This window comes from Streptomyces sp. NPDC033165, assembly GCF_055577965.1.
Window position 1 is genome coordinate 415,523 of record NZ_JBVIPK010000006.1, and the last position, 26,570, is coordinate 442,092.

A 26,570-nucleotide genomic window follows, 5' to 3' on the forward strand; every position below is an offset into this window, starting at 1 on the left:
CGTCACTTATGGGCCGATGTCCGGGTGGCCGGATTAAGGGGTGTATGCCCAGGATCATGCGTATGCGTGCACTATTCGTGACCTCAGTCGGCGTCACCTGCGCGGCGGCCCTCACCCTGCCGCTCGCCGTCCCCGCCGCTTCCGCCCCTGCCCGTCCCCCCTCCGTGTCCCACGGGACCCCGGGGGCGGGCCCGCCGTCGGTACGACTCGACGTCGCGCCCGAGGGAGAGCCCCGCCCCGACACCGCCACGGGCCCAACCGCCACGAGCCCGCGCGGCACGGACCTCGGCACCGGGGAGACCCGCGCGGCCACGGCGTCCGCGGCCGAGCCCGCCGGTTCGACGCAGTCCCTGCCCCTGGAACCCCTCTCCGCACCGTCGAACCGGGTCGCGGGCGCGGTGGGCCAGGGCCTGGCCCAACGCGACGCCCGCCCGTTCTCCCTGGTGGGCGTGGTCTGGGACGACGCCGGGACCGAGCTGCACGGCACGGTCCAGGTCCGTACCCGGGCGACCGGGACGACGGACTGGTCGGACTGGCAGAACATCGAGACGCACAACGCCGAGCACGCCGCCGACCTCGGCAGCACCGAGCAGGAGTCCGGCACCGTGCGCGGGGCGACGGCCCCGCTCTGGGTCGGCGACTCGGACGGCGTCGAGGTCCGCGTACGCCCGGAGGCCCCCGATCCGCAGAACCGGACCATCGCCGCGCCGCTCCCCGAGGGGCTGCGCCTCGAACTCGTCGACCCCGGCGAGGACCCGGAGCCGGAACCCGCCCGGGGCGCCCCCGTCAACCGGGCCGCGACCCCGGCGAAGCTCCCCGCCACGACCCCGGCGAGGCTCGCCGACACCCCGCCGCCCACCACGGTGGTGGCCGTGCCGGCGCTCACCGCCGAATCCGCCGCCACCTCGGCCGTCAACGCGGAACTCGCCCCGCTCGGCGCGACCTTCATCCCCGCGCTGACCAAGGCGGAGACGGAGGAGGAGGCGGCGGTCGTCGCGGCCGGGGCGAAGCCGTACATCGGACCCCGTCCGGGAATCATCACCCGTAGGGGCTGGGGCGCGGACGAGAGGCTCCGCGAGCGGAACTTCGTGTACACCAGGTCCGTCAAGGCGGCCTTCGTGCACCACAGCGCGACCGGGAACAACTACACCTGCAAGCAGGCCCCCGCAGTGCTCCGCAGCATCTACCGCTACCACACCCAGAGCAGCGGCTGGCGCGACATCGGCTACAACTTCGCCGTCGACAAGTGCGGAAACGTCTACGAGGGCCGGGCGGGCGGCGTCGCGAGGGCGGTGCTCGGCGCCCACACCCTGGGCTTCAACACCAACACCATGGGCGTCGCGGTGCTCGGCACCTACACCTCCACCAACCCGCCCGCCGCCGCGGTGACCGCCGTCTCCAAGCTAACCGCCTGGAAGCTCGGACTGTTCGGGGCCAACCCCAAGGGCAAGGTCACCCTCGTCTCCGCGGGAAGCAACAAGTACCCGAAGGGCAGGAAGGTCAAAATGAACGTCATCTCGGGCCATCGGGACGGTTTCGCAACCGAATGCCCCGGAGCGCGTCTCTACAAGAAGCTCGGCACGGCCCGGACCACCTCCGCCAAACTGCAGGGCCGCTGACCGGGGCATCTCCGACCGGTCTGCTTAGACTGGCCAGCCACCAACCGGGCCAGGCCCCAGCAGGAAAGCAGAGACGGTGCTGTGACAGAGGCAAAAGAAGCGATTCTCCTGGTCGGTGGCAAAGGCACCCGACTGCGCCCGCTCACGGTGCACACCCCGAAGCCGATGGTCCCGGCGGCGGGCGTCCCCTTCCTGACCCACCAGCTGGCGCGGGCCAGGGCGGCCGGGGTGGAGCACATCGTGCTCGCCACGTCCTACCTGGCCGAGGTCTTCGAGCCGTACTTCGGCGACGGCTCCTCGCTCGGTCTGCACATCGAGTACGTCACCGAGCAGGAGCCGCTCGGCACCGGCGGAGCCATCCGCAACGTCGCGCCGAAGCTGTCCTCGGGGCCGGACGAACCGGTCCTGGTCTTCAACGGCGACATCCTGACCGGGCTCGACATCCGGGCCCTGGTCGCCACGCACAACGACTCCGGGGCGGACGTCTCGCTCCACCTGACCCGGGTCGAGGACCCGCGCGCCTTCGGCCTCGTGCCCACCGACGCGGCGGGCCGGGTCACGGCGTTCCTGGAGAAGCCGCAGACGCCGGAGGAGATCGTCACCGACCAGATCAACGCCGGTGCGTACATCTTCCGGCGCTCGGTCATCGACACCATCCCCGAGGGCCGCCCGGTCTCGGTGGAGCGCGAGACCTTCCCCGGACTCCTCGCCTCCGGGGCCCACCTCCAGGGCATGGTCGACTCCACGTACTGGCTGGACCTGGGCACCCCGCAGGCCTTCGTACGCGGCTCCGCCGACCTGGTCCTCGGCCGCGCCCCGTCCCCGGCGGTCCCGGGCCGCTGCGGCGACCGCCTCGTCCTGGAGACGGCCACGGTGGCCACCGACGCCAAGCTCACGGGCGGCACGGTGGTCGGCGCCGACGCGGTGATCGGGGCGGGCGCGAGAATAGACGGCTCGACCGTGCTGGAGGGAGCGACCGTCGAGGCGGGCGCGAGGATCACGGACTCACTGATCGGGGCGGGCGCGAGGATCGGCAGCCGTACGGTGCTGACGGGCGCGGTGATCGGTGACGGGGCGCAGGTGGGCGCGGACAACGAGCTGCGCGACGGGGTCAGGATCTGGTGCGGCGCGGCCCTCCCGGACGCGTCGATCCGCTTTTCGTCGGACCAGTAGGCTCCGCTCGTCCTGGGACCGGTGGGCTACGCCCCGTACCCTCGAAGGGTTCCTTCTCCCGCACCCCTGACGAGGCCCCCCGTGGCAGGACGATTCGCCCCACGCACCGCGCGCCCGGCGCTGCTGTCCCAGGCAGCCCCGGTACGGCGGCCGGGGCCGACCCGGGAGGGGACAGGACGGGAGGGGACGCAGGAGCGGACCCGGGAGTGGACTCCGCCCGGCCCTCTGGACCTGCGCCTGGTCCTGGGCCCTCTGCGCCGGGGCCCGGCCGACCCCACGTTCCGGATGACCGGGGACGGCGCGTTCTGGCGGGCGACCCGGACGCCCGAGGGCCCCGGAACCCTGCGGGTGGCGGCGCGCGGCGGCCGGATCGGGGCGGCGGCCTGGGGCCCGGGCGCGGAGTGGCTGCTGGCAGGGCTGCCCGCGCTCCTGGGCGCGGAGGACGACCCGGACGCCTTCACCCCGCACCACCGACTGCTCGCCGCGGCCCGGCACCGGCGGCCCGGGCTGCGGCTGCTGCGCACGGGCCTGGTGATGGAGTCGCTGATTCCCTCGATCCTGGAGCAGAAGGTCACCACGGACGAGGCGTACCGGGCCTGGCGCCTCCTGGTCCGCCGCTACGGCGCCCCGGCCCCCGGCCCCACGGCAGACCTGGGCCTCCATGTCATGCCGGGCGCGCGCGCCTGGGCGATGATCCCGTCCTGGGAGTGGCACAAAGCAGGGGTCGACACCAAGCGCTCCTCGACGATCCTGCGGGCCGTACGGGTCGCCCCCAGGCTGGAGGAGGCATCGGCGATGCCGCTTCCCGAGGCCAAGGCCCGTCTGGAACTGATCCCGGGAATCGGCCCCTGGACCTCCGCCGAAACCCTCCAGCGCTCCAACGGAGCCCCGGACGCGGTCACGGTGGGCGACTACCACCTCCCGGGCATCGTGGGCCACGCCCTGGCGGACAACCGTCACGCGGACGACGAGGAGATGCTGACCCTGCTGAGCCCGTACGAGGGCCAGCGCCACAGGGCAACACGCCTGATCCTGCTGGCGGGCCGCCTGCCGGAGCGCCGGGGCCCGAGGATGACCCCGGGAAACATCGCGGCGCTGTAGCCGACCCCAGCCCCGCGGCCCACCCCAGCCTCCTACGCCAGCCCCTCCGGCGATTGAGGAGCGGGGTCCGGGGCAGAGCCCCGGTTGCGGGAAGGGGCGGGTAGGGGAAAAGAGCCCCGCGCAGCGGCACCCCCCCGCACCTGCCAAGGCCTCGCCCCGCCTCGCCCCGCCTCGCCCCGGCACACACCTCACCGCACAGCGATAAACGCCTCCGCATCCCGAACCCCTCGCTCCCGAGGCACCTCCGCGGCATGCCCCACCGCCACTGCCCCCAACGGATCCCACGACGTCGGCAGCGAGAGCACCTCCCGCACCACCGACCGGCAGAACATCGTCGAGGACACCCACGCGGACCCGAGCCGCTCACCCGCCAGTGCCACGAGGAAGTTCTGCACACCCGCCCCCGCCGCGACCACGAACATCTCGCGCTCCGCCGTGTCCCGCCGCTCGTCCCCGTACGTGTGGGAGCCGTCCATCACCAGGCACGGCACCGCCAGATACGGCGCGTTGCGCAGCACATCACCGCGCCGCACCCGCTTGGCGATCGACTCCTCGCTCTTCCCGTCCCGCCGCAGATCCGCGATCCAGGCGTCCCGCATCGCATCGAGCAGCCGGGTCCGCGACTCGGCGGACTCCAGCAGTACGAACCGCCACGGCGTCGTGTGATGCGGCGCAGGAGCGGTCACCGCCGCGGCCACCGCTCTCCGCACCGCCCCCGGATCCACCGGCTCGTCGCTGAACTCGCGCACCGTACGCCGCAGGGTCACCGCTTCCCGAACCGCCTCGGACGTCCCGAGCCGGAACATGTCGTCGGCCGCACCGCGGACGAGCGCACGGGCGCCGGGGCCGTCGTCCCCGGGGGCCACCACGTGCGGCAACCCCCGCACCACGGCGACCGGCAACCCCGCCGCCTTGCCCTTCACGAGATCCCCGGCTGCGGCCAGCTCGTCCGCCGTGGCCACGACCGTGGCGCTGAGCGGATTGCCGTACGTGTCCGTCCCCCCGCGCAGGTCGTCCAGCACCCGCACCCCCGCGGCCCCGATCGCGACATCGGTGAGCCCGTTGCGCCAGGGCCGCCCGAAGGTGTCCGTGATGACGACGCCGACCTCGACGCCCAGCGTGTCCCGCAGCCCGTCCCGGATGGCCCGGGCGGAGGCATCGGGGTCCTCGGGCAGCAGCAGAACGGTCCCGGCCGGAGTGTTGGAGGCGTCGACACCGGCGGCGGCCATGACCAGACCCTGCCGGTTCTCCACGATCCGCAGTGTCCCGCGCCGCGCCACGACCCGGACGGTCTCGGCGTCGATGGCGGCCTCGCGGTCCGCGGCCTGGACGATCCGCCCCTCGGCCTTGGAGACGATCTTCGAGGTGACGAGGAGGACGTCACCGTCGACGAGCCCCGGCTCGGTCCCGGCGATCAGCTTGGCGAGATCGTCCCCGGCCCGGACCTCGGGCAGCCCGTCCGACGCCCAGACCCGAAATGAGGGCGCACCGCCGCCGACAGCACTGCCATCGACGGCACCGCCGCCGACAGCGCCAGGAGCAACGCTCACGCCCGTACCTCCTCGGCCAGCGTCAACGCCTGACGGGCCATCTCAGCCGTCGCGTCCACGTCCGTCATCATCAGCGGCACCGCCCGGCAGCGGACACCGGCCGCCTCGACTTCCTCCACCGCACCGGCGTCCACCGTGTCGACGAGCCACCCGTCCAGCAGCCCGGAGCCGTAGTGCTGGGCCACCGCCGCGGCCGTCGACTCGACGCCCACCGCGGCGAGCACCTTGTCCGCCATACCGCGCACGGGGGCGTCCCCGACGATGGGGGAGAGGCCGACGACCGGCACCCCGGCCTCGGCGATGGCCTCGCGGATGCCCGGCACCGCGAGGATCGTGCCGATGGACACCACCGGGTTGGACGGCGGAAAGACGATGACGTCGGCGGAGCCGATGGCCTCCAGCACCCCCGGCGCGGGCTTGGCCTGCTCCGCCCCCACGGGCACGATGGCCTGCGCCGGCACCGAGGCGCGAAGCTTCACCCAGTACTCCTGGAAGTGGACGGCCCTGCTCTCGCCGTCCGTCTCGACGGCGACATGCGTCTCGATCCGGTCGTCGGACATCGGCAGCAGTCGCACGCCCGGCTGCCAACGGGCGCAGAGCGCCTCGGTGACCGCGCTGAGGGGATAGCCCGCGCCGAGCATCTGCGTACGGACGATGTGGGTCGCGAAGTCACGGTCACCGAGCCCGAACCACTCGGGGCCCACTCCGTACGCCGCGAGCTCCTCCTTGACCCGGAAGGTCTCGTCGGCCCGTCCCCAGCCCTGCTCCTCGTTGATGCCACCGCCGAGGGTGTACATCACGGTGTCGAGGTCGGGGCAGACCTTCAGCCCGAACAGATGGATGTCATCACCCGTGTTGCCGATCACCGTGATGTCCGCGTCGGGCGCGGCTTGCTTGAGGCCGCGCAGAAAGCGGGCACCGCCGATACCACCGGCCAGAACAACAATGCGCATGCACAGCAGTTTGTCAGGCGGGTACGACATCCACGCCCGTCGGGGCGGATTGCGACGCGTGCATCGGCATCTCGGTCAGGCCCGGGTAGTAGACGTGCAGACTCACGGCCGGTTCGAGCGAGTCGTTGACCACTTCGTGGACGTAACCCGGGGCGAAGGCGCGCTGCGCACCCGCACCGAGCGTCCGGGTGCCCCGCTCGGTGTGCTCGGTCAACTGCCCTTCCAGAACCGTCAGTACGCCGGCGGAGCGGCCGTGGTCGTGGCGCCCGCTGCCCTGTCCGGGCACCCAGCTCAGCAGCCACACCTCATAGCCCGGGCCGGTGCGCAGACGGTGGTACCAGCGGGAGGCGGAGTCGTACTGGACGAGTCCGGCCCACTGTGCGCGGTCGGCCGCGACGGAGCGCGCGAGGCCGACGAACTCGGAGAGGGTGGAGGGGTGCTCGCGGGCGGGCTGGAGGAGGTGCTGGACCTCAAGAAGGTCGCCGGCGATCTGAAGGTCGCTGTCACTGTTCATGGCTGCGGTGGTTCCTCGACATGGGGGGTGCGCGTGCGGGGAGTCACGATGAGCTGAGTAAAGAGGGGCCGAGCGGCCGGAGGAGCCGATCGGGAAACCGGAGAAGGCTGAATCAGAGCTGGAGCGCTACGGCATCAACAGCTGTGACAGCTGGAACAGCAACAGCGGGCCTGGACAGCGCTGCGGAACCCACGGACGTGGGTCGTGCGCATGGCTGTGGTCGCTGGCATGGGGTCAAGGAGAACGGCTCTCCCTGCCCGCTGTCAACCCAATGCCCGATTTGGGCGCATTGTTTCACCCCTTCCGGTCGACGGTTCCGGAGAAAGGTTTATGCACTCGCGGGCGGGGAGATGTGGCGCACCATCCGGGCCTCCAAGCGCGGCTGACGCTCCGTGACCTGAATGTGATCCTGGTCGCTTCAGTGATCGAATCGCAACACGGAGGGACTTCCGTTCGTCTTGATCAAGAGGGGGCGCGAGGGTGTGGGGCCGGTGGCATATGTCAGTTTTTTGGCGATTTGAACACTTTCTGTATACGCTTGGTTCCGCAGAGTGAATCCCTGGGCCAATAGCAGATCCTCGCTTGACTGCCCCAGAGCTACACACTTGTAATTTCACTCGTGTCGTTCAGCCGCAAAAGGCTGCATCACGGGACGCAAGAGACAGACGAGGGGCGCACATGACCGAGCTGTTCCAGCAACTGCTGGTCGAGGACGCGGACGAGGAACTCGGCTGGCAGGAGCGCGCACTGTGCGCCCAGACCGATCCCGAGTCCTTCTTTCCCGAAAAGGGCGGTTCCACCCGCGAGGCCAAGAAGGTCTGCCTCGCCTGCGAGGTGCGCTCGGAGTGCCTGGAGTACGCCCTCGCCAACGACGAGCGCTTCGGTATCTGGGGCGGACTCTCCGAGCGGGAGCGGCGGCGCCTCAAGAAGGCCGCGATCTAGGACGGACGACGGTTCCAGGACGGACGAGGTTTCTGGGACGAGACAATGGCCCCGGGACGGACGGCGGTTCTGGGACGGACGATGGTTCTGGGACGGACGATGGTTCTGGGCCATACGACGGTTCATGGAACCGACGCCGCTGCGGGGCTGCATCCAGGGCGAGCGCCCCACTCACTCCCGTACTTCACACCCTCTGGGCTTACGCGCCGCCGTACGCCGGACCTCCGATGCAGCCCCTCCCGTCGGCCACCGGCTCTCCGTAGCCCCCGGACTCCAGACCCCAGCCACCCCCCCCGAACGGCAACCGCGACGGCCCGGCGCCCGACCCTCCCGGAGGGCCCGGGCGCCGGGCCGTCCGCATGCCCACCGCAAGTCCACTGCCCGTCCGCCGCCCGTCCGCGCCCGGCCCTTCACCCGCTCGGGGACCCCGCCACGTATCCGTACCGTTAGTGTGGGGCCCCGTCCGAGACGCACCAACGCCCCGCCGGGGCGCGCGTGTACACCGATGCAGCCCCGGGGACATGCCCCCGGACCCGGCCGGAGGGCCCGTACCTCGATGTCCGTGCACAGCCACTCGGCGGCGCCGAACGCGGCCGCCGCCGCCCCAGAGTTCCCCCGGCACGTCGTCACCGCCGTGCTCGTCTCCCACGACGGCGCGCGCTGGCTGCCCGACGTGCTGGCCGGGCTGCTCGGGCAGGAACGCCCCGTACAGAACATCGTCGCCGCCGACACCGGCAGCGCCGACGACTCCGCCCGGCTGGTCACCGAGGCGCTCGGCGACGACCGCGTACTGCACCTCGCACGCCGTACGGGCTTCGGCACCGCCGTCGACGAGGCGGCCCGCACGGCCGGGGTCCTGACCCCGGACGACCTCCCCTACCTCAAGCGCCCCAGCGGCTGGGACCCGGTCAGCCGGACCTGGGTCGACGAGAACTACGACCTGCCCGAGCTGCCGCACGGCGAACCGGTCCAGTGGCTCTGGCTGCTCCACGACGACTGCGCACCCGAGCCGGACGCGCTCGCCGAGATGCTGCGCGTCGTGGACACCGACCGGCACGCCACGATCGTCGGGCCCAAGCTGCGCGGCTGGTACGACCGCAAGCAGCTCCTCGAAGTCGGCGTCTCCATCGCCAACAGCGGCCGCCGCTGGACGGGCCTGGACCGCCGTGAGCAGGACCAGGGCCAGCACGACCAGGTCCGTACCGTCCTGTCCGTCTCCTCCGCGGGCATGCTCATCCGCCGCGACGTCTACGAGGAGCTCGGCGGCTTCGACCGCAGGCTCCCGCTGATGCGCGACGACGTCGACCTGTGCTGGCGGGCCCACCTCGCCGGGCACCGGGTCCTCGTCGCCCCGGACGCCGTCCTGCGACACGCCGAGGCCTCCGCCCGCGAGCGCCGCCCCATCGACTGCGCCGGCCGCTCGGTCGCCAGCCCGCACCGCGTCGACAAGGCGGGCGCCGTCTACACGATGCTCGTCAACGCGCGCGGCAAGGCCCTGCCCTGGGTGCTGCTCCGGCTCGTCGTCGGCACCCTGCTCCGTACCGTCGCCTACCTCGTCGGCAAGGTGCCGGGCCAGGCCCTCGACGAGGTCACCGGCCTGCTGGGAACCCTGCTGCGCCCCGGCCGCATCCTCGCCGCCCGCCGCAACCGCGGAAAGGGCGTCGTCGACGCGGCCGAACTGCGTGCCCTGTTCCCGCCGCCCGGCGCCACCGTCCGGGCCACCGTCGACCAGGTCGCGGGCAACTTCGGCGGCCGCACGGAAGCCGACTCGGGCGGTTCGCGGCACGGGGCCGTCGAGTCCGGTCCCGGCGGCGACGACGCCGACTTCCTCGAAGTCGACCAGTTCGCCCGGCTCAAGCGCATCGGCCGCAAACCCGGGCCGATCCTCTTCGCTGTGCTGCTCGTCGTCTCGCTCATCGCCTGCCGCAACCTGCTCAGCGGCGGCGCGCTGGCCGGTGGCGCGCTGCTGCCCGCCCCCGCCGACGTCGGCGGGCTCTGGGGACAGTACGCGGACGCCTGGCACACCGTCGGGACCGGCGGCACCCAGACCGCCCCGCCCTACCTCGCGCTGCTCGCCGCCCTGTCGGCCCTCTTCCTCGGCTCCACCGGCCTCGCCGTGAGCGTGCTGCTGGTCTGTTCGATCCCGCTGGCCGGGCTCACCGCGTACTTCGCCTCCCGGCCGCTGCTGCCCTCGCGGCTGCTGCGGGCCTGGGCGAGCGTCGCGTACGCCTTCCTGCCCGCCGCGACCGGCGCCCTGGCCACCGGCCGCATCGGCACCGCCGTCCTCCTCGTCCTGCTTCCGCTGATCGCCCGCGCGGGCGTCGCCGCCCACGGGCTGCGTGCGGACAGCGCGGCGGGGGAGCGCGGCAGCTGGCGCGCCACCTGGGCGTACACGCTGCTCCTCACCTTCACGATGGCGTTCACGCCGATCGTCTGGCCGCTCGCCGTGGTCCTCGGCCTCGGTGTGCTGGTGCTGCGGCGCGGCGACATCATGGCGTACGGACTCCGCTTCGTCGCCGCAGTCGGCACCCCGGTGCTGGTCCTCGCCCCCTGGTCGCTCACCCTCCTGACGAACCCGTCCGCCCTCCTCACGGAGGCGGGCATGGACCTCGGTACGGGGTCGGCCTCGGGCCTCGACCTGCTCGGCATCAGCCCCGGCGGCCCGGGTGCGGCGGGCGGCGTCCTGCTCCTCGGCGTCGTGCTGGCGGCCCTCGCCGCGCTGCTGCGCGGGGAGCGGCAGCTCGCCGTCCGGACCGCCTGGGCGGTCGCGCTCGTCGGCCTGCTCTTCGCGGCCCTCACCAACGGAACGACCTGGGCCGGGCCCGCGACCCTCGTCTACGGCACCGCCCTGATCGCCGCTGCCCTGGTGGGCGCGGACGGGGCCCGCATCCGGGTCGCCGAGCAGAGCTTCGGCTGGCGCCAGCCCGTCGCCGTGCTGATCGCCCTGGCCGCCGGGCTGGCCCCGGTCCTGGCCGCGTTCGGCTGGATGATCGGCGGTGCGGACGGCCCGCTGGAGCGGCGCGACCCCGTCCAGGTGCCCGCGTTCGTGGCCGAGGAGAGCGGCACCCGCGACCAGCCGCGCACCCTCGTCCTCGGCGGCACCTCGCCCGGCTCCGTCGCGTACAGCCTGGTCCGCGGCTCGGGCGCCCGGCTCGGCGACGGCGAACTGACCGAGGCGGGCGGTGCCAACAGCCACCTCGACAAGGTCGTCGCCAACCTCGTCGCGGGCTCCGGCGCCGACCAGGGCGGCCAGCTCAGCGGCTTCGCGATCCGCTACGTCCTCGTACGGGACGGGGCACCGCGCCAGATGAGCCGGGTCCTCGACGTGACCCCCGGCCTCAGCCGCCTCAGCCAGCTCGACGGCAGCGCCCTGTGGCGGGTGGACCGCCAGGTCGCCCGCGTCATGATCGCCCCGGCGTCCGGCGAGGGCGAGCACCTCCCCGTCGGCTCCGGGCCCGTCGAGGCCCACTCCGAGATCCCGTCCGGCGAAGCGGGCCGCGTCCTGCGGATCGCCGACACCGCCGACCCGGGCTGGCAGGCCACCCTGGACGGCAAGCCCCTGACCCGCAAGACCGTCGACGGCTGGGCCCAGGGATTCGAACTCCCCGCCGACGGCGGCCGCCTGGACCTCACCTACGACGCCCCGATCACGCACACCGCCTGGATCTGGGCGCAGGCCGCGCTCGCCGTCGTCCTCGTGGTCATGGCCCTGCCGGGCCGCCGCCGGGAGATCGACGACGACCTGCCCGACGAGGCGCTGGCCGTCGCCGCCGAGCCGGTCGACGGCGAGGGCCGCCGCGCCCGCAGGTTGCGAGCCGCGGCCCAGGCCGAGGCGGCGGCCGCGGCGGAGGAGTCCCGGGCGTTCGGGGAGCCCGGAGGACCCGGGGAGCCCGGAGGGGCCGGAGGGCCCGGGGAGCCCGGGGAGAACTACCGGGCGGACGGCACGATGGACGCGGTGGCGCAAGGAGACCCGGGGGAGTACATCCCCGCGCAGCAGACCGCCGACCCGTACGCCGCGAGCCCCACCGCGCACGCTCCGGCGCACGACCCGCAGGAGGCCACCAGCGGTTACGCGGAAGTTCCGCACCAGCAGTACGGGGAATGGGACGGCCGGCAGCCGCAGGGCGCCGACTACTACGCGGCGTACCAACAGGACCCGTACGCCCAGCACCAGCACCAGCAGTACCAACAGCCGGACGCGGGCTACCGGAGCGGCTACGGCGACCGGAGCGGCTACGGCGGCGCCCAGGACCCGTACGCACAGCAGTACAACGACCAGGGCAGCGGCGGCGGCAGCGCCAGCGGCGGCGGCACCGGCAGCGCTGCGTACGACGAGTACGGCCAGTACATCGGCCAGCAGTACCCGCCACAGCCGCACCACCCGTACCAGCACCCCACCGAGAACGGCGAACAGGCCGAACAGCCCGGCCCCCCGGCCCCGGGGCAGGCCCCGTGGCCGTCCGGTAACGCATCGCGAGGCGAGTCCGAGTGAAGTCCACCCACCTGTCCCTGATCGCCGGTGCCGTCGCCCTGGCCGCCATCACCGGATTCGCCACGGTCACCGCGCCCGACGGCCCGGCGGCCCCGGAGGCGAAGGCCGCCGCGCTGCTCCCGGTCGAGCGCTCCAGCCTGGTCTGCCCGGCGCCGAGCAGCTCCGAGCTCGCGGAGACGCAGTACACCGCGTTCACCCCGGCGGGCGAGGGCGGCGACGCCGAGGCCACCGCCGAACTGAAGGCGGCCCTGCCGGTCGTCGACGAGACCGACGAGATCGAGACCGACCCGGAGAAGGCCAAGAAGGCCGAGGAAGCGGCGGAGAAGGCAAGGAAGAAGGCCGAGAAGCCGGTCCTCGCTGTGAAGGAGCCCGGAAAGCCGGTCGTCGTCGAGGCGGACGGCTCCGACGCCCCGGCCCTCGTCGGCACGGCCACCGGTCGGCTCGCCCCCGGCTGGACCGCCCAGCAGACCACCCAGGTCAGCGCGGGCGGGGCGCGTGGCCTGCTCGGGGTCACCTGCACCGCCCCCGGCACGGACTTCTGGTTCCCGGGCGCGAGCACCGCGAAGTCCCGCCAGGACTATGTGCACCTCACCAACCCCGACGATGGCGCCGCCGTGGCGGACATCGAGCTCTACGGCCCGAAGGGCGCGCTCAAGTCCGACGTGGGTGACGGCGTCACCGTGCCCGCCCGCTCCAGCGTCGCGCTCCTGCTGTCCACCCTCACCGACGAGGCGGTCGACGAGCTGACCGCGCACGTCACCACCCGCTCCGGACGGGTCGGCGCGGTCGTCCTGAGCGCCGACGACACCTCCGGCAGCGACTGGATCACCGCGTCCGACGACCCGTCGGGCACGCTCGTGATGCCGGGGATTCCGGCCGACGCCACCTCCGTACAGCTGGTGGCGTTCGCACCCGGCGAGGACGACGCGGACGTGAAGGTCCAGCTCATGGGGAAGAACGCGACGTTCTCCCCGGCCGGGAACGCCACCCTCCACATCAAGTCCGGCATGACCGCGACCGCCGACCTCAAGGACGTCACCCGCGACGAACCGGGCTCCCTGCGCCTCACCCCCGTGGAGAAGAACCGGGCGACGCCGATCGTGGCCGCGCTACGAGTGGTCCGCGGCAGCGGCGACGGGCAGGAGGTCGCCTACATCCCGGCCACCGGACCGGTCGGCGCCCGTTCGAGCGTCGCGGACAACCGGGCCAAGGGCTCGACGCTGTCCCTGACCGCCCCGGGCGCCACGGCGAAGGTGAAGGTCACCGCGTCGGCGGGCAGCGGCGGCGGCGAACCGTCCGTCGAGACGTACACGGTCAAGAGCGGCACGACCCTCGCCGTCACCCCGAAGGCCCCCGAAGGGCTCAAGGGCACGTACGCGCTGACGGTCGAGACGACCTCGGGCGGCCCGGTCCACGCGTCGCGCTCCCTGGCACTCACGAAGGGCGGCGTCCAGATGTTCACGGTGCAGACGCTCCCCGACGACGGAGGGACGGTCGCGGTCCCGTCGGCCAGGCAGGACTTGTCGGTCCTGGACGACTGAACCGAGCAGACGGCGGGACGGGGCCAGGGGCAGAGACAGAGGCTGCGGGCCCTGCCGTGGTGGCGGGGCCGGGTGGGACGGGTCAGGCTCTCGTCCGTACGGGGGCGGGTGATACAGGCGCTGCCCTCGTCGTACGGGGGCGGGCGATACAAGCGCTGCCCTCGTCGTACGGGGGCGGGGTGGGGCTAGTCCTGCCCGTACCTGGGGTCGACCGACTCGGGCGCGAGCCCCAGCAGCTCGGCGACCTGCTCGACGACGACCTCATGCACGAGCAGGGCGCGCTCCTCGCGGCTCTTGGTGCGGATCTCGACGGGCCGCCGGTAGACGACGATCTGCGCGGGCCGCTCCTTGCCCGCAGGAACGGCACTGCCGAGCGGAACGGTCTCCTCCGGCGTACCCGGCACTTCGAGGACAACGAAGTCGACCTCAGCCAGCTGGGGCCAGCGCCGTTCGAGCCGCTCCACGGAGTCCTGGACCAGATCGCGGAACGTCTCCCCCCGGCTGGCCGACAACGGCACCTGCGGCGGTGCGACCGGCCCGCGCATACCGCGGCCGTGCCGGTCACGGCGTCGGGGCCGGGGCTCGAACGGGTGGGGAGGTACGGGACTGTCCATCACCGACGCAGCGTAACGCTCCGGGGAGTGTCTCGATCACGGAGACATCGCGCATAGGGGAGTCATCTTCGGGCCTGGCTGTCGGCCTGGCTGCGGACACGCTTTCCCGGCCCCTTGTCCGGGAGCGCTCCGGTCCGTCTCCCGGTCCGTCTCCCGGTCCGTCTCCGGATGTCCACAGTTGAACATTCCGGCCAAGGTTGAGCCCTTTTCAGGCCCGTAATCCAATCCTTGACGACTCGCCCGACGCGGGGATCGGCCCCTGTCCGCGACCGGCCGGGCGGCCCTACGATTGCCGTGTTCGCGCAGCGGCGCAGGTCAGGGTAGCCGCTCGGAGTGCGACTGTGCCTCAGGTCACAGAGCGACACGGTGGGGTGACGTGAGGGAGAGTCGTCGCAGCCCGCTCAAGAGTGCGGTACCGTCCAACATCGTGAGCCCTGTACGTCGCTGTTCGCGCACTGCGTGCGGCCGCCCTGCCGTCGCGACACTGACGTACGTCTATGCCGACTCGACTGCGGTCCTCGGCCCGCTCGCCACCTACGCCGAGCCCCACTGCTATGACCTCTGTGCCGAACACAGTGAGCGGCTGACCGCGCCACGGGGCTGGGAAGTGGTGCGGCTCTCCGACGGCTCCGCACCGGCGCACCCCAGCGGCGACGACCTCGAAGCACTGGCCAACGCGGTCCGGGAAGCGGCGCGTCCGCACGACCGCGGGCCGGACGGCGGGGGCCGGGGCCCTCGCTCCGCGAACCCGGTGGAGGTGGCCCGCCGAGGCCACCTGAGGGTGCTGCGCTCACCTGATTCCTGAGGCTGATTCCTGAGGCTGACGGGGGTCATGACGGGGGTCGTTCCCCGAGGCCGACCGGGGCTGCCCTTGAGGCCGGGACTTGAGACACCACCCGGCCGGGTAGTTTGGGCGGTCCGTAAAGACCCCCAGGAGGACCGGCCGTGGTTGCTGATCTGTCGCAGCTCGTGAAGGCGTACGACGTGCGCGGAGTGGTGCCCGACCAGTGGGACGAATCACTGGCCGAACTCTTCGGGGCCGCGTTCGTCCAGGTCACGGACGCCAAGGCGATCGTGATCGGCCACGACATGCGCCCGACCTCACCCACTCTCGCGGGGGCGTTCGCGCGGGGTGCGGCGGCCCGGGGCGCGGACGTCACGCTCATCGGACTCTGCTCGACGGACCAGCTGTATTACGCCTCGGGCGCGCTGGACCTGCCCGGGGCGATGTTCACGGCTTCGCACAACCCGGCGCAGTACAACGGCATCAAGATGTGCCGGGCCGGTGCCGCACCGGTCGGCCAGGACACAGGCCTGGCCGAGATCCGCACTCTGGTCGAACAGTGGTCGGAAGGCGCGCCGCAGCCCGCCCCCTCCACCGCCCCGGGCACGATCACGGAACGCGACACGCTCACCGACTACGCGGCGCACCTCCTCGGCCTGGTCGATCTGACGGCGATCCGCCCCCTGAAGGTCGTGGTGGACGCGGGCAACGGCATGGGCGGCCACACAGTCCCCACGGTCCTCAAGGGCCTCCCGCTCGACGTCGTACCCATGTACTTCGAGCTGGACGGCACTTTCCCGAACCACGAGGCCAACCCCCTCGACCCGAAGAACATCGTCGACCTCCAGGCCCGTGTCCTCGCGGAGGGGGCCGACCTCGGCCTCGCCTTCGACGGCGACGCGGACCGCTGCTTCGTGGTCGACGAGCGGGGCGAGGGCGTCTCGCCGTCCGCGATCACGGCGCTGGTAGCCGCCCGCGAACTGGCCCGCAACGGCGGCGAGGGCATCGTCATCCACAACCTGATCACCTCCTCGTCCGTCCCCGAGGTGGTCCGCGAGAACGGCGGCACCCCGGTCCGCACCCGGGTCGGCCACTCCTTCATCAAGACGGAGATGGCCGAGCACGGCGCCATCTTCGGCGGCGAGCACTCGGCGCACTACTACTTCCGCGACTTCTGGAACGCCGATACGGGCATGCTCGCCGCCCTCCACGTCCTCGCCGCGCTGGGCGGCCAGCGGAAGCCGCTCTCGGAGCTGGTCGCCGAGTACGACCGGTACGCGGGCTCCGGCGAGATCAACTCGACCGTCGCCGACCAGGCCGCCAGCCTCACCGAGGTCAAGAAGACCTACGGCACTCGCGACGACATCACCTTCGACGACCTGGACGGCCTCACGGTCACGACGCCCGACTGGTGGTTCAACCTCCGAGCCTCGAACACGGAGCCCCTGCTGCGCCTGAACGTCGAGGCGAGGGACGAGAAGACGATGGCGGCGGTACGCGACGAGGTCCTGAGCCTGATCAGGCGCTAGAGCCTGTCTGATCAGTTCCCGTCTCCCGCGCGACGCCATGCACGCACTCTTGCCGCACTGGCCCCCGACCCGAGTACGTCCAGTACGAGGGCCTGGGGCCGACCCGCCGAAAGCACGCACCTGACGCCGCGCGGCCGCCTTCCCCAGCTACTCCGCCCACCCCAGCTTTCCCCCTCCCGGCTCCTCAGCCCTCTCCCTGGCCCACCTCAGCCCCTCCACCCCCCCCGGCCCCCGGCCCACCCCAGCCTCTCCGGCGATTGAGTAGCGGGGGCCGGGGCAGAGCCCCGGTTACGGGAAGGGGCGGGCAGGGGAAAGGCGCGCCGCGGGTGCCCCCACCCGAGGCCCCGTTCCGTCGGCCCCCGCCCACCGGGCCCCCACCCCGCCCCATCCCCCGTTTCCTCCCCCCGGCCAGGCCGCGCCCCCGCCACCCCAGCGGTAGGCTGACGACGCCTGATCCACGTGGATCGGGACTCGCATGTTCGAAGGGACTCACCCCATGCCGCTCGAAGCCGGCCTCCTGGAGATCCTGGCCTGCCCGGCCTGCCACGCCCCGCTCGACGACCGTTCGTCGGCCGACAGCCCCGAGCTGGTCTGCACCGGTGCGGACTGCGGCCTGGCCTACCCGGTCCGGGACGGCATCCCGGTGCTGCTCGTGGACGAGGCCCGCCGCCCCGCCTGACCGCGAGCGAAGCGGGTACGGGGCACCGACGACGTACGAACGTACGAGAGCCGGCCCGACCGTACGCGGGGCAGGGCACGCCCAAGGCGGACCGTTCGCTACGACCGCCCCCGGCGACCAGGTGACCGGCACGCCGCAGGCACCGCCACCACGCACCGCCACGAGGCAGAACCACAGCACCACAGCACGGCCACAGGCGCACCCCCTGCCCCCGCGGCACCCCGCCCCGCACCCGCATCCCGCACCCCACCCGGTGATCGGAGGCCCACCGCCATGCTCGACGAGTCCCTGCTCGACGCCCCGGAAGCCCTCGCCCGAGCCGACCGCCGCGACCTGCTTCGCGGCGCGGCCGAGGCAGGCGCCCGCGTACGTACTGCCGCCCGCCATGCCGCCGAGGCGGGCATCGGCGGCCTGGCCCCGGAAGGCCGGCCCCGAGCCGTCCTCGTCGCGGGCCCCGGAACCGCCGCATCCGGTGTCGCCGACCTGATCGGCGCGCTGGCGGGCGCGGCCGCCCCCGTGACCCGGATCCACCCCACCGGAGTCGCCCCCGCCCCCGGCGCCCTGCGCTGGACCCTGCCCGGCTGGGCCGGCTCCGTGGACCTCCTCCTCATCGCGACCGCCGACGGCTCCGAACCGGGGCTCGCCCTCCTGGCCGAGCAGGCGTACCGCCGCGGCTGCACGGTCGTCGCCGTCGCTCCCACCCGCTCGCCGCTGCGCGAGTCGGTCGACGGAGGGCACGGCCTGGTGGTGCCGATGGCGGCCGCGCCGCACGGGGAGTACGACGCGGAGACCTCGGCCGCGGGCCCCGGCACCCTGTGGGCGCTGCTCACCCCTCTCCTGGTTCTCCTGGACCGGGTCGGCCTGGTGACCGCTCCCCCCGAGGAGCTGCAGAAGGTGGCGGACCGCCTCGACCGCACCGCGGAACGCTGCGGCCCGGCCATCGCCACGTACAGCAACCCGGCCAAGACGCTCGCCGCCGAGCTCGCCGACAGCCTGCCCCTGCTGTGGACGGAGGGCGACGCGGCAGGCCCGGTCGGCCGTCGCTTCGCCGCCGTACTCGCCGAGCTGGCGGGCCGCCCCGCCCTCGCCGCGGAACTCCCCGAGGCCCTGCCCTCGCACGGCACCCTGCTGGCCGGGGACTTCGCGGCGGGTGCCGATCCCGACGACTTCTTCCGCGACCGCGTCGAGGAGGGGGAGACGCTGAGAGCCCGAGTGGTTCTCCTCCGGGACCGCCCCACGGGCGGCCTCAGCGCCTACCCGGCCGCCCGGGAACTGGCGCTCGGCCACGACACCCCCGTCAGCGAACTGGAACCGGACGAGGGCAGCGACCTGGAGGCCCTCGCCGAGCTGCTCGCGATCACCGACTTCGCGGCGGTCTACCTGTCGCTGGCCTCGTCCCCCCAGCCCTGAAGCCCCCCCGAACACCAACACACCCCCCGAACCACCAACGCACGCCCCCCCCGAACCACCAACACACGCCCATCCCCGTGTCTCCATATCTCCACCTCCGAGGACGACTTCATGGACCGGCTGTCCAACACCGTGCGCCCCTACGCCTGGGGGTCCACCACGGCCATCCCCGCCCTGCTGGGCATCGAGCCCACCGGCGAACCGCAGGCCGAGCTGTGGATGGGAGCTCACCCAGGGGCACCCTCGCGGGTCAGCAGGGCCGGTCGGGCGAGCAGGTCCGGTCAGACCGGCATGGCCAGCCGCACCAACGCGCCCGATGACACGGAGCTCGCGCTCACCGAGGTCATCGCAGCCGACCCGGAGGGCGAACTCGGCGCCACCACGGTCGCCCGGTTCGGCCCCCGCCTGCCCTTCCTCCTGAAGCTCCTCGCCGCCGGCGCCCCCCTGTCCCTCCAGGTTCACCCGAACCTGGACCAGGCCCGCGAGGGTTACGCCGACGAGGAGGCCCGGGGCATCCCGATCGACGCACCGCACCGCACGTACAAGGACGCCAACCACAAGCCCGAACTGATCTGCGCCCTCACCCCCTTCGACGGACTGTGCGGCTTTCGCAGGCCCGCCGAGGCTGCGGACGCCATGGAGGCGCTGGGAGTCGACTCCCTCAAGCCGTACGTGGATCTCCTCCGCGCCCACCCCGAAGAGGCCGCCCTCCGCGAGGTGCTCACGGCGATCCTCGGCGCGGACCCGGCGGAGATGGCCGAGACCGTCGAGCAGGCGGCAGCCGCCGCCGAACGCCTCGGCGGCGCCCACGCCCCGTACGCCCGCATCGCCCACCACTTCCCCGGGGACCCCGGCGTCCTGGCGGCCATGCTGCTGAACTACGTACAACTCCAGCCCGGCGAAGCCCTGTTCCTCGGCGCAGGGGTCCCCCACGCCTACCTCGACGGCCTCGGCGTCGAAATCATGGCCAACTCGGACAATGTGCTGCGCTGCGGCCTGACTCCCAAGCACATCGACGTCCCCGAACTCCTGCGCATCGTCCGTTTCGAGGCCACCGAACCCGGCGTACTGCGCCCCGAGGCGGCCCCGTCGGGCGAGGAGTTGTACGAGACCCCCGTCGACGAATTCGCCCTGTCCCGCTACACCCTCGCGTCCGGGGCGGCCCCCGCCGTACTGACCGCCCCCACCCCGCAGATCCTGCTCTGCACCGCAGGAACCGTCCGGGTCGGTGAGCTGTCGCTGAGCCCGGGGGAGTCGGTCTTCGTACCGGCCGGTGAACCAGTCGAAGCGGCCGGAGAAGGCACGCTCTTCCGAGCCACAGTGGCCGCCTGACCCAGGGTCCGACACCCGCGGTCCGGTCCAACCAGGGCTCGTCGGCTGCAACAATGTGCCGCCTCACCGCGACGGCGGATGCCGCGCACCGATGAAGGGACGGCACTCACCTATGAGCGCGTCAGGCGGAACCAAGGCGATCGTGGCGGCACTTGTCGCCAACCTCTCGATCGCCGTCGCCAAATTCGTAGCGTTTCTCTTCAGTGGCTCCTCGTCGATGCTCGCGGAGAGCGTCCACTCGCTCGCCGACTCGGGCAACCAGGGACTCCTGCTGCTCGGCGGCAAGAAGGCGAAGCGCGAGGCGACGCCGCAGCACCCCTTCGGCTACGGGCGCGAGCGCTACATCTACGCATTCCTCGTCTCCATCGTCCTCTTCTCGGTGGGCGGCATGTTCGCGGTGTACGAGGGCTACGAGAAGATCAAGCACCCGCACGCGATCGAGGCCTGGTACTGGCCGGTCGGAGTTCTGGTCTTCGCGATCATCGCCGAGACCTTCTCCTTCCGTATGGCGATCAAGGAGTCCAACGAGACGCGCGGCGATCGCTCCTGGACCGAGTTCGTCCGCCACGCCAAGGCCCCGGAGCTCCCGGTCGTCCTCCTGGAGGACCTCGGCGCCCTCGTCGGTCTGTTCCTGGCGCTCGGCGGCGTCAGTCTCGCTCTGGCCACCGGCAACGGGGTCTGGGACGGCATCGGCACCCTGTGCATCGGCATCCTCCTGATCGTCATCGCGATCGTCCTCGCCGCCGAGACGAAGTCCCTCCTGCTCGGCGAGTCCGCGGGAATCGAGGACGTCGAGAAGATCAAGGCGGCCGTGGTCGACGGGGACACCGTCACCGGGATCATCCACATGCGCACCCTCCACCTGGGCCCCGAGGAACTGCTGGTCGCCGCCAAGATCGCGGTCCAGCACGATGACACGGCGACCGAGGTCGCCAACGCGATCAACGCCGCCGAGAACCGCGTCCGCCACGCCGTCCCCATCGCCCGCGTCATCTATCTGGAGCCGGACATCTTCGACGGGGAGGCAGCCGCAAAGGGAGCCAACCTGGCCAAGCCCCCCGCCACACCCTCCGCCCCCAATACCTCCACCGACACACCCCCTGCCCCGGGCACCGAAACAGCCACCGCCCCGCGCACCGACAGGACCTCTGGCACGACCTCTGGCACCGACCACCCCCCGAAGGATTCCGGCCACTGACCCACCACACACCAGCCCCGATCGTCCGGTGACCCCTCCCACACGCCCCTCTGCCCGTACGGGCTGGGGCTCACTGGGCCGTTCGGTGTAGATTCGGATACGGAAAACAGACGTCGCTGCTGATGGCGGTCGACCGGCTGGCGGGAGCGAGCCGGGCGAGGGACAGAGGGCCTCCGACGGACTGCACTGCGAACGCCCGGGCATTCGTGTGCCCCGCCACCGCAGAGTCAGCCCAGACAAGCCCACCCTCGACCCATCACGAGGAGCAGCCCGTTATGACGACGGCAACCAACAGCCAGGACTTCAAGGTCGCCGATCTCTCCCTCGCCGCATTCGGGCGCAAGGAGATCACTCTCGCCGAGCACGAGATGCCCGGCCTGATGTCGATTCGCAAGGAGTACGCCGCGGCTCAGCCGCTGGCGGGTGCGCGGATCACCGGTTCGCTGCACATGACGGTGCAGACGGCCGTGCTGATCGAGACGCTGGTCGCGCTCGGCGCGGAGGTCCGCTGGGCCTCCTGCAACATCTTCTCCACCCAGGACCACGCCGCCGCGGCCATCGCCGTCGGCCCGAACGGCACTCCGGAAGCCCCCGCGGGCGTCCCGGTCTTCGCGTGGAAGGGCGAGACGCTGGAGGAGTACTGGTGGTGCACGGAGCAGGCGCTGACCTGGCCGAACACCCCCACCGGCGGTCCGAACATGATCCTCGACGACGGCGGTGACGCGACCCTCCTCGTCCACAAGGGTGTCGAGTTCGAGAAGGCGGGCGCCGCCCCGGACCCGTCGACCGCGGACAGTGAGGAGTACGCCCACATCCTCACCCTGCTGAACCGCACCCTTGGCGAGTCCCCGCAGAAGTGGACCCAGCTGGCCTCCGAGATCCGCGGTGTCACGGAGGAGACCACGACGGGTGTGCACCGCCTCTACGAGATGCATCGTGACGGGACCCTCCTGTTCCCCGCGATCAATGTGAATGACGCGGTGACGAAGTCGAAGTTCGACAACAAGTACGGCTGCCGTCACTCGCTGATCGACGGGATCAACCGGGCCACGGATGTTCTGATCGGTGGCAAGACGGCCGTCGTGTTCGGTTACGGCGATGTGGGCAAGGGCTGTGCGGAGTCGCTGCGCGGTCAGGGCGCTCGGGTGATCGTCACGGAGGTCGACCCGATCTGTGCGTTGCAGGCGGCGATGGACGGCTATCAGGTGACCACGCTCGACGAGGTCGTCGAGACGGCGGACATCTTCGTCACCACGACGGGCAACAAGGACATCATCATGGCCAAGGACATGGCCCGGATGAAGCATCAGGCGATCGTCGGGAACATCGGTCACTTCGACAACGAGATCGACATGGCAGGTCTCGCGAAGATCGACGGGATCGTGAAGGACGAGGTCAAGCCGCAGGTCCACACCTGGACGTTCCCCGACGGCAAGGTCCTCATCGTCCTCTCCGAGGGCCGCCTGCTGAACCTGGGCAACGCCACCGGCCACCCCTCCTTCGTCATGTCGAACTCCTTCGCGGACCAGACGCTGGCGCAGATCGAGCTGTACACGAAGCCCGAGGAGTACCCGACCGACGTGTACGTGCTGCCCAAGCACCTGGACGAGAAGGTCGCCCGTCTCCACCTCGACGCACTCGGCGTCAAGCTGACCACGCTGCGGCCGGAACAGGCGGCGTACATCGGCGTCGAGGTCGAGGGCCCGTACAAGCCCGACCACTACCGCTACTGACGCGCTACTGACCGGCGGTCCGCCCCTCGGTGTGCGGAAGGATCGACCTCCCGCACACCGAGGGACATCACAGCCCTCGGCAGCAGTCCAGCGGAATCAGCAGAACTAGCAGGTCAAGCAGGTCCAGCAGCGTCCGAGAACAGGCCCCCGCACCCCCGTGTCGGGGGCCTGCTCCCGTTACCGCCACCTACCGCCCCACCGCCCTACCGCTCCCGAACCGTCCGAGGAACCCGAAGGACCCCATGCCCCGCGGCAGGTATTCGCTCCACGACCTTCACGATCACACCCCCCTCGGTGAAGAACACTTCCACTGCGCCCCCGGCCCCTCCGGCTGGCGCTACGTCTCCCAGACCACGTCCCTCTCGGGCGACCATCTCGGCTCCGTCGACCTGGCCCTGGACGAGCTGGGCCGCCCCATCCGTCTCGAACTGCATGCCGCGAGCTGGCAGGTCCGAGGAGCCGCCCTGGAAGGCGTCACCTGGGTCCGGGCCGACCCGACCGGCGCTCACGCCACCGAAGGCAATGTCCGGGCCCACGCCTTCGCCGGCGCATCCCCCGCATTCCTCATCGCCATGACCCGTCTCCTGCGCCTCACCCCCGCTTCCCCCACGACCCGCGTCCGCGTGGTCACCTTCACGGACCCGGTCCTCGCGCCCCGGACCGTCGATCAGTCCTGGGCTCTGGTGAACAGTGAAGCGCACGCCACTGACAACGGCCCCCTGACCGTGGACGAATACCAGGTCAGCGCCCTGGACACCGGGGAACAGCACGCGGTTCACATCGCCGGCGACGTGGTCCTCGCCGCCCCCGGCATCGAGCTCGAACACCTGGAGACACCCCCGTCGCCCCGCCCGTCCGGCCCCCCGCCCCGGACCGCCCCGGACGCCTCGTACCCGTACACCCTCTAGCCGGGCGGAGCGAACCCCGCAGAGCCGGGCGGAGCGAACCCCGCAGAAGGCGAGCCCCCGCCCTCGGCGGCTCCCGCAGCCCCCGCAGCATCCAAGCGCCCCCCAGGCACGGGAGCTCCGGCACTTCCAGTCGGCAGAGTCGGTCCACCACCCCCAGCAGGCACGAACAGACCGGGCCCTTCCACCCGCCCCGGACCGAACACGCGCCGCGCATCCCGTGCCTGACGCTCGTGGACCACCGCAGCCAGGAAGGCGGCCGCCGGAACGCCCTGCGGCGCCGTCGTTCCCGTCCGCGACACCAGCTCACCGGCCAGCCGCTCCGCGATGGAACGGCCCACGCCGGGGTCCAGCTGCTGCATCCGCGTCAAGTACTGCCGTATGGCAAGCCACAGTTCGTCCGGCACGGCGGACAGGTCCAGCTGCGAGAACCGGCCGACCAGCCACGGCGGGGGAGGCGGCACGGCCATGGACCGCCCCGACGCCGCGACCCGCTCCCGGACGACCAGGGTCCCGGCGAACACATCACCGAGCCGACGCCCTCGCGCCGACACCAGGGAGGCGATGGAGGCCACGGCACCGAACGTCATGAGGATCTCGGCGAGCCCCATGGCCCCGCGCACCAGAGCGTGCCGAAACCGGATGGGTCCGCCGTCGTCCCGCACCACGCGCAGCCCGCAGGCCAGCTTCCCGAGCGAGCGGCCGTTGCTCAGCGTCTCGACGGCGACCGGCCCACCGATCAGAACCAGCAGGAACGACGCGACCCCGACCGCTGCGACGGCCGCCTCGTCCAAGGAGGCGGAGGCGATCCCCAAAACAATGGAAATCAGAATGAAAACGGTGAAAGTCACTGACAGATCGATCGCCGCAGCCAGGGCCCGACTCGGCAACTTCGCCGGCCTCAGCCCCAGAACGACCGCGTCCCCGGTCACCAGCTCACTCATCGGGCCCCACCCTTCGCCGACCTTCTCTGCCCCAGCCGGGCCCAGTCTGCCAAGCTGACCGGCAGCGCGCCGCAGTAGTACGGACCCGTACGCACCCTTGCCAGGAGCAACAGCCGCCCATGGACCTCGACGTCTTCGTCACCGCCCACCGCACGGAGTGGGACCGCCTCGAACACCTCCTGCGCCGAGGGCGCCGCCTCACCGGCGCGGAAGCGGACGAGCTGGTCGTCCTCTACCAGCGCACGGCGACCCATCTCTCGCTGGTCAAGTCGAGCACCCCCGACCCCGTCCTCACCACCCGCCTCACCCAGCTCGTGGCTCGTGCCCGGTCGACGGTGACCGGCAGCCGCAAGGCGTCCTGGCGCGACGCGACCCGTTTCCTCACAGCAGGGTTTCCCGCGGCGGTCTACCGCTCGCGGCACTGGTGGGTTCCCACCGCGATCCTGTCCACTGCACTGGCAGCGCTCATGGGCTGGTGGATAGGCACACACCCCGAGGTCCAGGCCGCGATAGCCGCTCCGGAGGAGCTCCGGGCGATGACCCGGCCGGGCGGGGAGTACGAGGCCTACTACTCCAGTCACCCGGCGGCATCATTCGCCGCCCAGGTATGGACGAACAACGCGCAGGCCGCGGCGCTGTGCCTGGTCCTGGGCGCGTTCCTCTGCATACCGGTGCTCTGGATCCTCTTCCTCAACATGCTGAACCTGGCCGTCGGCATCGGCCTGATGTCCTCCGCGGGCCGCCTGGACGTGTTCCTCGGCCTGGTTCTGCCCCACGGTCTGCTCGAACTCACCGCCGTGTTCGTCGCCGCCGGTACGGGGCTCCGCCTCGGCTGGACGGTGATCGACCCCGGCCCCCTGTCACGGCGGTCCGCCCTGGCCCAGCAGGGCCGCGCCGCGTTGGGCATGGCGATCGGCCTGGCTCTGGTCCTGTTCGTATCAGGACTCATCGAAGGCTTCGTGACCCCCTCCGGCCTTCCGACCTGGGCAAGGATCACGATCGGCATCGCTGCTGAGCTGGCATTTCTCGCGTACGTCTACATTCTGGGCGGCCGCGCTGCACGAGCCGGCGACACGGGCGACCTGGCGGCCGTCGAACGGAGCGCCGAGCTTCCCTCCGCAGCCTGACGGCCGATGTGCGATCGCCCCTGCCGAGCTGCTACTGTCCTCCTCGCCCACAAAAACCGTTGACACGGCGGATGTGGGGAGGTAGATTTTAACGGTTGCCTCGGACTAGACAGGTTCGAGCGAACGGCGTAGGATCTACTTCGCTCGTGTAGGGAATGTTGCTCATTCCGCCGAGCCGCACCGATTCTCTTTATCTCAAGCCTTCCGGTCGTTCACTTCGCACCGAAAACTTCTGATAAAGTCGAATCAGCCGAAAGGCAAGACCATTCCACAGGTCGCCGGAAATCGAATTCGGACCGGAAACGGAACGAAAGAGAGTCTGGTAAAGTTGGAACCGCCGGAAAGGGAAAACGCGAAAGCGAAGAACCTCGAAAGCACCCCGCTTCGACCGGGAATCGGACACGAAAGAGTCTGATAGAGTCGGAAACGC

General features: G+C 71.8%; 20 protein-coding genes. 15 read left to right on the forward strand and 5 right to left on the reverse strand.

Annotation, left to right across the window (positions count from 1 at the left end):
* Nucleotides 1–62 precede the first annotated feature (62 nt).
* The 3 genes from ACZ5WC_RS17850 to ACZ5WC_RS17860 all read left to right on the forward strand — a co-directional run bounded on the left by ACZ5WC_RS17850 (nt 63) and on the right by ACZ5WC_RS17860 (nt 3,893).
* Nucleotides 63–1,619, forward strand: coding sequence for a peptidoglycan recognition protein family protein (locus tag ACZ5WC_RS17850; RefSeq protein ID WP_468541660.1), 1,557 nt, complete (start codon nt 63–65; stop codon nt 1,617–1,619).
* An 81-nt stretch (nt 1,620–1,700) separates the two neighbouring features.
* Entirely contained in the window at nt 1,701–2,792 is a 1,092-nt protein-coding gene (manB, locus tag ACZ5WC_RS17855; protein ID WP_468541661.1) for a mannose-1-phosphate guanylyltransferase, read from the forward strand.
* A gap of 81 nt (nt 2,793–2,873) precedes the next feature.
* Complete coding sequence (locus ACZ5WC_RS17860; protein WP_468541662.1) at nt 2,874–3,893, forward strand: DNA-3-methyladenine glycosylase family protein; 1,020 nt, start codon at nt 2,874–2,876, stop codon at nt 3,891–3,893.
* 188 nt (nt 3,894–4,081) lie between these two features.
* Here the strand turns inward: ACZ5WC_RS17860 and ACZ5WC_RS17865 are convergent, their stop codons facing one another.
* Genes ACZ5WC_RS17865 through ACZ5WC_RS17875 form a run of 3 tightly spaced genes read right to left on the reverse strand, consistent with a single transcriptional unit; the run spans nt 4,082 to nt 6,910 of the window.
* Complete coding sequence (locus ACZ5WC_RS17865; protein ID WP_468541663.1) at nt 4,082–5,443, reverse strand: coenzyme F420-0:L-glutamate ligase; 1,362 nt, start codon at nt 5,441–5,443, stop codon at nt 4,082–4,084.
* Nucleotides 5,440–6,396 carry a 2-phospho-L-lactate transferase gene (gene cofD / locus ACZ5WC_RS17870; RefSeq protein ID WP_468541664.1) on the reverse strand — a complete coding sequence of 319 codons (957 nt, stop codon included), beginning with the start codon at nt 6,394–6,396 and terminating at the stop codon, nt 5,440–5,442. Before cofD ends, ACZ5WC_RS17865 begins: the two co-directional genes overlap by 4 nt.
* 13 nt (nt 6,397–6,409) lie before the next feature.
* Entirely contained in the window at nt 6,410–6,910 is a 501-nt protein-coding gene (locus ACZ5WC_RS17875; protein ID WP_468541665.1) for a cysteine dioxygenase, read from the reverse strand.
* 678 nt (nt 6,911–7,588) lie between these two features.
* Between ACZ5WC_RS17875 and ACZ5WC_RS17880 the strand changes: the two genes are divergently transcribed.
* From ACZ5WC_RS17880 to ACZ5WC_RS17890, 3 genes are all read left to right on the forward strand, one after another.
* Nucleotides 7,589–7,852, forward strand: a complete 264-nt coding sequence (locus ACZ5WC_RS17880; RefSeq protein ID WP_014046372.1) for a WhiB family transcriptional regulator — start codon at nt 7,589–7,591, stop codon at nt 7,850–7,852.
* A 556-nt stretch (nt 7,853–8,408) separates the two neighbouring features.
* Nucleotides 8,409–12,344, forward strand: coding sequence for a glycosyltransferase (locus tag ACZ5WC_RS17885; RefSeq protein ID WP_468541666.1), 3,936 nt, complete (start codon nt 8,409–8,411; stop codon nt 12,342–12,344).
* The gene (locus ACZ5WC_RS17890) at nt 12,341–13,885 is read left to right on the forward strand and encodes a DUF5719 family protein (RefSeq protein ID WP_468541667.1); all 1,545 of its coding nucleotides are present in this window, start codon (nt 12,341–12,343) and stop codon (nt 13,883–13,885) included. The genes ACZ5WC_RS17885 and ACZ5WC_RS17890 overlap by 4 nt, the downstream gene beginning before the upstream one ends.
* A 185-nt stretch (nt 13,886–14,070) precedes the next feature.
* Here ACZ5WC_RS17890 and ACZ5WC_RS17895 read toward each other — a convergent pair whose 3' ends face one another.
* Nucleotides 14,071–14,499: a metallopeptidase family protein gene (locus tag ACZ5WC_RS17895; protein WP_311122856.1), complete on the reverse strand. Its 429-nt coding sequence runs from the start codon at nt 14,497–14,499 to the stop codon at nt 14,071–14,073.
* Nucleotides 14,500–14,875: 376 nt separating this feature from the next.
* Here ACZ5WC_RS17895 and ACZ5WC_RS17900 point away from each other — a divergent pair, with 376 nt between their 5' ends.
* From ACZ5WC_RS17900 to ACZ5WC_RS17935, 8 genes are all read left to right on the forward strand, one after another.
* Nucleotides 14,876–15,304, forward strand: coding sequence for a DUF3499 domain-containing protein (locus tag ACZ5WC_RS17900; protein ID WP_468541668.1), 429 nt, complete (start codon nt 14,876–14,878; stop codon nt 15,302–15,304).
* 140 nt (nt 15,305–15,444) lie between these two features.
* Nucleotides 15,445–16,812: a phosphomannomutase/phosphoglucomutase gene (locus tag ACZ5WC_RS17905; RefSeq protein WP_468541669.1), complete on the forward strand. Its 1,368-nt coding sequence runs from the start codon at nt 15,445–15,447 to the stop codon at nt 16,810–16,812.
* Nucleotides 16,813–17,308: 496 nt separating this feature from the next.
* A complete protein-coding gene (locus ACZ5WC_RS17910) occupies nt 17,309–17,491 on the forward strand; it encodes a Trm112 family protein (protein WP_096627071.1) in 183 nt (60 codons plus the stop codon).
* A gap of 273 nt (nt 17,492–17,764) precedes the next feature.
* The gene (locus tag ACZ5WC_RS17915; protein ID WP_468541670.1) at nt 17,765–18,901 is read left to right on the forward strand and encodes an SIS domain-containing protein; all 1,137 of its coding nucleotides are present in this window, start codon (nt 17,765–17,767) and stop codon (nt 18,899–18,901) included.
* Nucleotides 18,902–19,012: 111 nt separating this feature from the next.
* Nucleotides 19,013–20,233, forward strand: a complete 1,221-nt coding sequence (gene manA, locus ACZ5WC_RS17920) for a mannose-6-phosphate isomerase, class I (RefSeq protein ID WP_468541671.1) — start codon at nt 19,013–19,015, stop codon at nt 20,231–20,233.
* A gap of 112 nt (nt 20,234–20,345) precedes the next feature.
* Nucleotides 20,346–21,431 carry a cation diffusion facilitator family transporter gene (locus tag ACZ5WC_RS17925; RefSeq protein ID WP_468541672.1) on the forward strand — a complete coding sequence of 362 codons (1,086 nt, stop codon included), beginning with the start codon at nt 20,346–20,348 and terminating at the stop codon, nt 21,429–21,431.
* Nucleotides 21,432–21,706: 275 nt separating this feature from the next.
* Nucleotides 21,707–23,164 carry an adenosylhomocysteinase gene (gene ahcY / locus ACZ5WC_RS17930; RefSeq protein WP_468541673.1) on the forward strand — a complete coding sequence of 486 codons (1,458 nt, stop codon included), beginning with the start codon at nt 21,707–21,709 and terminating at the stop codon, nt 23,162–23,164.
* 242 nt (nt 23,165–23,406) lie between these two features.
* A complete protein-coding gene (locus tag ACZ5WC_RS17935; RefSeq protein WP_468541674.1) occupies nt 23,407–24,072 on the forward strand; it encodes a hypothetical protein in 666 nt (221 codons plus the stop codon).
* Here the strand turns inward: ACZ5WC_RS17935 and ACZ5WC_RS17940 are convergent.
* Nucleotides 24,069–25,013 carry an RDD family protein gene (locus ACZ5WC_RS17940; RefSeq protein ID WP_468541675.1) on the reverse strand — a complete coding sequence of 315 codons (945 nt, stop codon included), beginning with the start codon at nt 25,011–25,013 and terminating at the stop codon, nt 24,069–24,071. The genes ACZ5WC_RS17935 and ACZ5WC_RS17940 overlap by 4 nt on opposite strands.
* Before the next feature lie 119 nt (nt 25,014–25,132).
* On the opposite strand from ACZ5WC_RS17940, the gene ACZ5WC_RS17945 reads away from it, so the two are divergent.
* On the forward strand, nt 25,133–26,140 hold the full coding sequence (locus ACZ5WC_RS17945; RefSeq protein ID WP_468541676.1) for a stage II sporulation protein M: 1,008 nt from the start codon (nt 25,133–25,135) through the stop codon (nt 26,138–26,140).
* Nucleotides 26,141–26,570 lie beyond the last annotated feature (430 nt).

Excerpts from the sequence above, each read along its gene's own strand:
- ACZ5WC_RS17850 (WP_468541660.1), top strand. The coding sequence starts at position 63 with ATGCGTGCACTATTCGTGACCTCAGTCGGCGTCACCTGCGCGGCGGCC.
- cofD (WP_468541664.1), bottom strand. The coding sequence starts at position 6,396 with ATGCGCATTGTTGTTCTGGCCGGTGGTATCGGCGGTGCCCGCTTTCTG.
- ACZ5WC_RS17875 (WP_468541665.1), bottom strand. The coding sequence starts at position 6,910 with ATGAACAGTGACAGCGACCTTCAGATCGCCGGCGACCTTCTTGAGGTC.
- ACZ5WC_RS17880 (WP_014046372.1), top strand. The coding sequence starts at position 7,589 with ATGACCGAGCTGTTCCAGCAACTGCTGGTCGAGGACGCGGACGAGGAA.
- ACZ5WC_RS17885 (WP_468541666.1), top strand. The coding sequence starts at position 8,409 with ATGTCCGTGCACAGCCACTCGGCGGCGCCGAACGCGGCCGCCGCCGCC.
- ACZ5WC_RS17895 (WP_311122856.1), bottom strand. The coding sequence starts at position 14,499 with ATGGACAGTCCCGTACCTCCCCACCCGTTCGAGCCCCGGCCCCGACGC.
- ACZ5WC_RS17910 (WP_096627071.1), top strand. The coding sequence starts at position 17,309 with ATGCCGCTCGAAGCCGGCCTCCTGGAGATCCTGGCCTGCCCGGCCTGC.
- ACZ5WC_RS17915 (WP_468541670.1), top strand. The coding sequence starts at position 17,765 with ATGCTCGACGAGTCCCTGCTCGACGCCCCGGAAGCCCTCGCCCGAGCC.
- manA (WP_468541671.1), top strand. The coding sequence starts at position 19,013 with ATGGACCGGCTGTCCAACACCGTGCGCCCCTACGCCTGGGGGTCCACC.
- ACZ5WC_RS17925 (WP_468541672.1), top strand. The coding sequence starts at position 20,346 with ATGAGCGCGTCAGGCGGAACCAAGGCGATCGTGGCGGCACTTGTCGCC.
- ahcY (WP_468541673.1), top strand. The coding sequence starts at position 21,707 with ATGACGACGGCAACCAACAGCCAGGACTTCAAGGTCGCCGATCTCTCC.
- ACZ5WC_RS17935 (WP_468541674.1), top strand. The coding sequence starts at position 23,407 with ATGCCCCGCGGCAGGTATTCGCTCCACGACCTTCACGATCACACCCCC.
- ACZ5WC_RS17940 (WP_468541675.1), bottom strand. The coding sequence starts at position 25,013 with ATGAGTGAGCTGGTGACCGGGGACGCGGTCGTTCTGGGGCTGAGGCCG.
- ACZ5WC_RS17945 (WP_468541676.1), top strand. The coding sequence starts at position 25,133 with ATGGACCTCGACGTCTTCGTCACCGCCCACCGCACGGAGTGGGACCGC.